Below are 7243 nucleotides of genomic sequence, written 5' to 3'. Positions count from 1 at the left end.
GTTCTCCGCTCTCCGAGGATAACATCCGGTTCGTACCAGGAACTTGGACACGAAGTGTCGGAACGAAGAACTTAGGTGCAAAGCACCAGAACAATGGACTTCTCTCTCTCTTCGCTCTTCCGACCTCTTGCCTCTGACCTCAGGCTCTTCCCAACCCTTCAAAGAACCTTCAAGATCATCCCGCCAACCATTGCAATCATCACGCTCGCCAGTGTCCCGATTAGATAGTATTCTGCAAAGTCTTTGTTCTCGAAATTCTTAAATCTGGCCAGCGATTTGGCGGCTATTACAATGGTTATAGAGGCAACATTTCCCGTGAGATAAAGTGTAAGAATGAGAAGTCTTTCGAAGATCCCGATCACCTTTCCGGTCTTCACATTATCGAGAACGGAGCTGTCTCCTGCTATTCTCTGAAGATAGTCCGGTACATTCTTGTAGATGAGATCGAAGAGCTTTCTTATGAATACCGCACCGGCAAAGAGTACGTACAAATAGACAATTGTTATCAACAGAATTCTTTGAACCGGAAGCGAGGATAGGTTTAGCCCCGTATGTATGGAGAACCAGCCAATGAAGCTCGAGAAGCTCCTTGAAACGGTGAAGCTGGAAATCGGCAAGAGGAAAGAAATGAGCACTAGATGCAAGAATTGGTCAACAAGGAGCATAACAAACTTCGTTGCCGGACCTCTCCGACTCTCGATCTGAGCTTTGAACACATCTATCAGTATATGAAAGAGGGAAAGCACAAGGCAGTACATGAGCACATCGGTCAGCTTGAAGGGGAGCATAAGAACCAGAAGAGTCACAAACACAACGCACCAGTGTTTCAGGAATCCCTTCATCTGAACATTATTCTTTTCGTTTGCCATTGCGTCTGTCTGAAACAAGAAATCGGCAAGTACATGCGCCAGAACCGAAAGCGCTAGAGGTATCACTAATCGTGTCATGGTAGCCTCCGTTAATATCCCAGTAAATGCGCGTTTGTCGTGAAATATACTTATGATAAGGTCCTAAAGACTTATTTAGCGTAAATAAGGTTATATAGACTAATTTTACAAATATAAGGCTGAATAAACTAATTTCCAAGCGACAAATCGATCAACTTTGCCAACCCCATTTCGGCAGCTCTTACCACATTCCAGCTGGCCTTTTCACAGTGTTCCTGAACCGTCGGGGCTGTCACTCCCAGAGCCTTAGCCGCCTTTTCGTAAGTCCCCTCGGCTTCATATACATGAACGGCTTCCCACTGCTTTTCAGTCCAACTCCTCTCAACAGTTTCAAGCAAAGATAAAGAGGTGTTCATGGCAATTGACAGTAACTCGTTATCATAAACGAAGAAAGTGTTGGAAATCTTACTTTGCTTCGCACTATCAAGCGCCGTTCTCGCATCGAAGAAGACTCTGCCGCTTAAATCCCAAGAAGAACCGGCCTCCTCAAGCTCCTTCTTATCGATTTCGCCTATGCTTAACCCAATTCTTAGCCTGAAGGGTCGCACAATGTATCTCAACCTTCGAACAAGTATCGGTAGGGCCCCCAGCTCAGACAATACACCCTGAATCTCATCTCCTCTAGATATGGCGAATGGCTTTGCGAGATACTCCGAACCAAAACCCTCGATCGAATTCCGAATACTCTCCACCGGAATCTCTTGCTTCCTTGATTGGATGATATCGGCGGTAATTATCGCATAAAGACCCATACAGCTCACACTCCGTAAACAGCAGAGGCACTCCAAACTGATTGTAGCACAGATCCTGGTGAGACCATAAAGTGACGACAAACAGAATGCCACTCTAGTCTTTACGAGATACCCACTTATCGATGTGGAGATCAATACGACATCCTAGATAAATGGATCGGCTATTCAGAAGTCTTTGAAGGCTTGTTACTCAATACGAAAACTGTTGATGGAAATTCTAGGGAAAGCCCGTTGAAGAAAACGGGAAAACTCCCGAATATGCTGCATCTTCAGCAAATAGAAGGAGTAATGCGTCTGATGCAGAAATTCAATGGCTACTAGTCAGCTAATTAACTACTTCAAATAGCCAAAGATCTTTCTCTCTCTTTTCTGCACTGCCCTCTTGATAGGACATGGAATACCCTGCGAATATGATCCTGTTCCCTTCAATATAGGCTGAATTGACGACATCATCCCCGGAACCGCCGAAAGATAGAGTATCTATTATCCCTCCTTGAGAATCCAGTTTCATGATCCAAGCATCATTCATGCCGGAATTTTCTTTGACATCGATGTCGTTAGAAGTTGTCTGTCCAGCTACAATCAAGTCCCCATCATCTGTAAGAACTATGCAACGCGCAACGTCCGTGAAACTCCCGCCGTAGTTCTTGCTCCACAGTTCATTACCATCATCATCGACCGAAATAACCCAGAAATCTCTTCCACCAAGTCCATTCGAAAACAGTGATACCCCGGCGTCCTGTGAACCAATGGCTATGGCACCGCCATCACTCTCTGCAACAATATCGAAGCCATCCTCAAACCACTGACCTCCGAACTGATCAAACCATTCGACTTCCCCAGCAGCCGAGATCTTCAAGATCGACATCTGGTTGTCCACGTAGTTGCAGCTTATTCCACAATCTCTGTAAGCAAAGTAGCCGACTGCATAAATTGACCCGTCCTCTCCCAGGTAAAGTTTTTGCGCGCAATCTTCAGATCTGTAAGCGCCAACTACCCATTGAGACACCATATTGCCTTCACTATCCAGTTCCACTATCCAGAAGTCTTCTCCCCAATCATAGCCAGAGACATCTCCGTCCGCAGATCTTGTGTATCCTGCAACTACAATGTTTCCTGAAGGTTTCTCAAGTACATCGTATGCATGATCCTGTCCGCTGCCCCCAAGTGTTCTCTCCCAGATGAGTTCGCCTTCTGTTGAAAGCCTGATCACCCAGAAATCACCAATACCGTTGTTATTAGTCACATCTCCGTCTGCGGATTCCGTCAGACCTGCCAACAAGTATCCCCCGTCAGCAGTTAAGGCTATTGCCTCAGCAATATCTCTCTTACTTCCACCAAAGGTTTTCCACCACTGAAGATTCAAGTCACTGTCAAGTTTCACTATAAGGAAGTCTTCCTGACCGTGTGAAGAAACAACTGTCCCAAAAGAAGAGTCTGTGTGCCCTGAAATCGCAACGCTTCCATCATCGAGAATCTTAACGTCGCTTGCCTCGTCGTTGCCGCTTCCACCAAGAACAAGAGACTTTACTACATTTAGCCTTGCCCCCAGAAAAACCGTAATAAGAATTAGAAATACAGTTACTGACATTCTTCTCATCATCTATTCCTCCATCTCATCATCAACAACTTCTGCATCCCTTTCCGAATAATCCTAGGATCAATAGTTGTTCATATTCGTTTCATTATATTTGATTAGGTGCTGTGAAGTATCTAAGAGAGGTTACTAATATGACCGAGATAAATAATCGTGATGTCAAAAACGGGAAGTTGCGCGGTTGCATCTGAAATTCCCGGAATACTCGTTCTCATGAGAGCCTTCGCTGAATCGAAAAGCTTACTACAATGAAAGACCAATCGGGACTTTTATAGCCGAAAGTGTAAATGGCCTGTGAGACAGACCTTACCACCTCGAATTAGCGAGATCTTGATTCCGTTCCTTAAACCTATCGAATTGTGTGCGGCCAGAGTTCCATGAAGGATGTTGTGCTTCTGAGAGACTGAATATCAACATGAAAACAGATACTTTATGATCCAGATCGAAATCCTCATTATCCGATGCAGTTCACAACGTCCACAGTTCCAAGGAAGAGAGCTTCTTGCAGTTTGAAATCTGATATCTAGTCTGGCAAGAAACCCGAACTGAATAGCTCAAGACAGCCTTTGACGACTTCTTCATCATACTTCGTGCCAACTCCTGATTTAATCTCTTCCAGGGCCATCTCAAGTCCCAGTGCGGGTCTGTAAGGACGATGGGAGCTTACTGCCTCGACAACATCTGCAACTGCAAGAATTCTCGCTCCAAGCATTATTTCACCGTCTTTCAGACCTCTCGGATAACCGGACCCATCGACTCTCTCGTGATGCTGCCTGACTATTTCTGCAACGGGCAGACCGAAATGGATCTCCTTCAGGATTTTGTAGCCTTCGTCGGGATGATTCTTGATCAACGCCCATTCAATCTCGTTAAGCCTTCCGGGTTTGTTGAGTATATCTGCAGGTATGAACAGCTTCCCGATGCCGTGGAGCCTGGAGGCTAACGAAAGCACATTTCGGTCATCCTGTGAAAGTCACATCTTTCTTGCTTTCTCTTCTGCCAGTATGGCAACCCTCTTCTGGTGACCTGCTGTGTATGGATCCTTTATTTCAGTCGTCTCGCTCATAATTGCAATAAGCTCTTCCTGGGTCTTGCTGATTCTATTGTAAAGGCTGTCGATCGGCTCGCGAATGGACCTGTAGACTATCCCCTGCAAGATAACGAAATAAGATATCACTCTGAAAACATGGCCAAGCATGTTAGAAAAACCGTACACGTCGGTATAGGTCGTAAAAACTATCTCACCGGCAGCGGTCATAAGAAGAGCCAGAAAGTAGTACTTTTTGTACGGGACAACGTCTGGAGAAACGCTTCGAAAAAGAAGATAGATGCTCAATAATATGATTCCGATTACTACATATTCTATCGAAATCTTGAATGAAGTGAGACCTATTCCCATAATGAAACATTCAGGAAAGTATCCAAGGGAGATCGTCGTCTTTCCAAGGGCTCCTGCAATAATGAACCCTGCAAAATAGCCAATGTTGAGATTTCGTTTCTTGGGCAGAACCAGCGCCAACGCCAGACCGGAAGCCTCTATCAACCGACCCAGAATCCAGAACTGTGTCGGCTGATTTGCCGTCCAGGAAGAAAAGACACCCATCCCGGCAACGAGATTGTGTGAAGAACATCCAGGACCATTACTACGCTGTAGAGATATCCCATTCTCAGCACGAGAACATTCTTTCCTTTGGAAATGAATGCCATTGATACCAGGACTCCGGCGATCAAAATCGCCGTAATTTCGATAAACGAGTGGAAAAGAAGAAAATTCAAACGCGACACTGCTCACGAGGCCAAAGCGATCAATATCCACACGGAAACAGTAATTGTCTTAGATATAACTTTACCACCAACGAAAAGGAGTTCTCTCAAGTATAATCCCTATCAAGCATGACAGCAAAAGTCCTTTCAATACGAGCTTGTGCAATACAGTGCCAACGGATCCTCCTGCCAGACGAAGATTCACCACTTACCAACAATACCAGTAATAGCGACTTCCCGAAGCATCTCTAAATACTACACACAATATAAGGAATCATCTCAGCATATGACGACCAAAGTAGCAGAACCTGTGGAAAGGCAAGAAATCCCGGCCTAAAGAGAGTCGAAACTGAGATCGCCTTTCAGCAAAGGATAGACACAATGTATAATAAAAGATGCACCATGAAAGGCATTCAGAGTTGAGCGAAAGTTCTTGGTCGGTGCTCGGAAAGGTGGAATAGATGAAGAAGACTATGAAGTTCTGGGATCTGGTCGCACTGGAAGTGGGGATGACAATCGGGGCAGGAATATTCATCTACATGCCGATCGCTTCTCAGAGTGCGGGGGTGGGAACAATACTTGCATTCGTCGTTGCCTTTGCTCCCATGGCAATTATCATGATAAACGTCATGTTGCTCGGATCGACACTTCCCACGACAGGCGGAACTTTCAAGTACGGTGCTTTCCTCTTTTCACCCAAAGTCGCATTTCTCGGTCTCTGGGCCTATCTCTTCGGTGCATTTGTCGGCCTGTTTCCGTTGAACGCGCTTGCGCTGGCATCATATATGAAGGGTATCTGGGATGGGATCGCTCTTGTGCCTGTAGCTCTGATTATTCTCACCTTCTTCTATGTAGTCAACCTTATGGGTCTTAAAATGGCTTCGCGAGTGGAAATTCTAGCTGTAGCTCTACTTTTTATTGCTATCACAATTTACACTGTGCCGGGCATTGGCAGAATCGAAGCGAGCAACCTCGAAGGCGTTTTCTCGAAAGGGATCGGTTCGATAATATACGCTTCGGCGCTATTGACTTTTACTTACGCGGGCTCTAATGCCGTGATAGAGCTGGGTGGGGAAGTGGAAAACCCCAGGAGAAATCTCCCGCTTTCGGTGGTTTTTTCTCTCTCAGTTGTCTTGGTCTGCTATCTCCTGATGGCAATCGTCTCGTTTGGAGTAGGAGAAGATGTAATGACTAATGGCACTCTTAACGACGTTGCTTCGAATTACCTCAGCGGATTTCTTTTCTATGTCTTCACATTCGGCGGCCCGATACTCGCAATTGCTACAACGATTAACGCGACATACATGTGGGGGACTAGATCTTTGCTCGCACTTTGTAAACTCCGAGTATTCCCCTCAAAACTCGGACTGGTCAACAAGAGAGGAACACCATGGGTTTTGCTGACGATTATTTGGCTTCTCTCTTCAATTATGCTGATTTCAGTTGGCGAATCCGGCCTAAACCTATTCGCAGCCTTCGCTTCAATAGGCGGAATAGCAGTAATCGTCCCAACGATGTTTGCAGTCTTCAGACTGAAGAATGATCCAAGGCTCAAAGAGAGAGCTCCCGCAATAGTTAATAAGAAATGGTTTACCCTAATCCCGGTTTTCGGGGCCGTGTTTTCAATAGTGATATTGCTCATTCTTCTTTATCAGGTCGGGACAGATTTCAGTGCTTCATTCTTCTTGTTCTTCATAGTATGGGAGATCATTGGCATAATTTACTTTGCCTTCAGATTGAGACACCTCAATCGTGTGAAAGACAATCCTTTCGGCAGAGACGACTTATCGGCATTCGAAGACTAAGTAGTCAAAGAAACTTATCGACTGAAAGACACAGTCAGTGCCATCGTTCCTGCATTGATTGCTTTGCGAACACATACTGTGGCGTGGTTCAGTTCACACAGTATCTCAATGTATCCACAATTCTCTCGAGAATCGGTTCATTCTGGCTCCAAAAACCCACCTTAGCCGCAAATCCAATCGATAGACAGTACCCGTCTTCATCGGGCTGATAGACATGTGAGTAGATTGTTCTCTCAACGTCCCACTGGGGCGCCGTAAGTTCTATCCATATGCCGGGTTGACCGGCAATGAGCCTTTCCGATTCTTCAACAACCTCCATAGAGAGTGTGATCTCCTCTTTTTCATCTTCAAGAAACTCGGGCCTCACTCGAGCAATAA

General features: G+C 45.4%; 6 protein-coding genes and 1 pseudogene. 1 reads left to right on the top strand and 6 read right to left on the bottom strand.

Annotated features, from left to right (window positions below; all coding sequences use genetic code 11):
* Positions 1-158 precede the first annotated feature (158 nt).
* The 5 genes and pseudogenes from B3N33_RS10750 to B3N33_RS10730 all read right to left on the bottom strand — a co-directional run.
* Positions 159-947: a DUF3307 domain-containing protein gene (locus B3N33_RS10750; protein WP_292590318.1), complete on the bottom strand. Its 789-nt coding sequence runs from the start codon at positions 945-947 to the stop codon at positions 159-161.
* Positions 948-1075: 128 nt separating this feature from the next.
* Positions 1076-1699, bottom strand: a complete 624-nt coding sequence (locus B3N33_RS10745; protein WP_292590319.1) for a SatD family protein — start codon at positions 1697-1699, stop codon at positions 1076-1078.
* 325 nt (positions 1700-2024) lie between these two features.
* A complete protein-coding gene (locus B3N33_RS10740; RefSeq protein WP_214061350.1) occupies positions 2025-3302 on the bottom strand; it encodes a hypothetical protein in 1278 nt (425 codons plus the stop codon).
* 517 nt (positions 3303-3819) lie between these two features.
* Positions 3820-4248 carry an HD-GYP domain-containing protein gene (locus B3N33_RS10735; protein WP_349680388.1) on the bottom strand — a complete coding sequence of 143 codons (429 nt, stop codon included), beginning with the start codon at positions 4246-4248 and terminating at the stop codon, positions 3820-3822.
* A gap of 194 nt (positions 4249-4442) precedes the next feature.
* A pseudogene (locus B3N33_RS10730) lies at positions 4443-5081 on the bottom strand (MASE3 domain-containing protein); the annotation flags it as partial.
* A 440-nt stretch (positions 5082-5521) separates the two neighbouring features.
* Here B3N33_RS10730 and B3N33_RS10720 point away from each other — a divergent pair.
* The gene (locus tag B3N33_RS10720) at positions 5522-6865 is read left to right on the top strand and encodes an APC family permease (RefSeq protein ID WP_292593326.1); all 1344 of its coding nucleotides are present in this window, start codon (positions 5522-5524) and stop codon (positions 6863-6865) included.
* An 88-nt stretch (positions 6866-6953) separates the two neighbouring features.
* On the opposite strand, the gene B3N33_RS10715 is transcribed toward B3N33_RS10720, so the two are convergent.
* Positions 6954-7243, bottom strand: a 290-nt coding sequence (locus tag B3N33_RS10715) for a hypothetical protein (RefSeq protein ID WP_292593324.1), incomplete at its 5' end; no start/stop codon positions are given.

Origin of the sequence: Mesotoga sp. UBA5825, from assembly GCF_002432955.1 — a bacterium.
Taxonomy (GTDB): domain Bacteria; phylum Thermotogota; class Thermotogae; order Petrotogales; family Kosmotogaceae; genus Mesotoga.
This window is presented reverse-complemented; position numbering and strand designations above follow the sequence as displayed.

Bases quoted from the DNA above. Each gene is read 5' to 3' on its own strand.
- B3N33_RS10750 (WP_292590318.1), bottom strand. From the start codon at position 947: ATGACACGATTAGTGATACCTCTAGCGCTTTCGGTTCTGGCGCATGTA.
- B3N33_RS10745 (WP_292590319.1), bottom strand. From the start codon at position 1,699: ATGGGTCTTTATGCGATAATTACCGCCGATATCATCCAATCAAGGAAG.
- B3N33_RS10740 (WP_214061350.1), bottom strand. From the start codon at position 3,302: ATGATGAGAAGAATGTCAGTAACTGTATTTCTAATTCTTATTACGGTT.
- B3N33_RS10720 (WP_292593326.1), top strand. From the start codon at position 5,522: ATGAAGAAGACTATGAAGTTCTGGGATCTGGTCGCACTGGAAGTGGGG.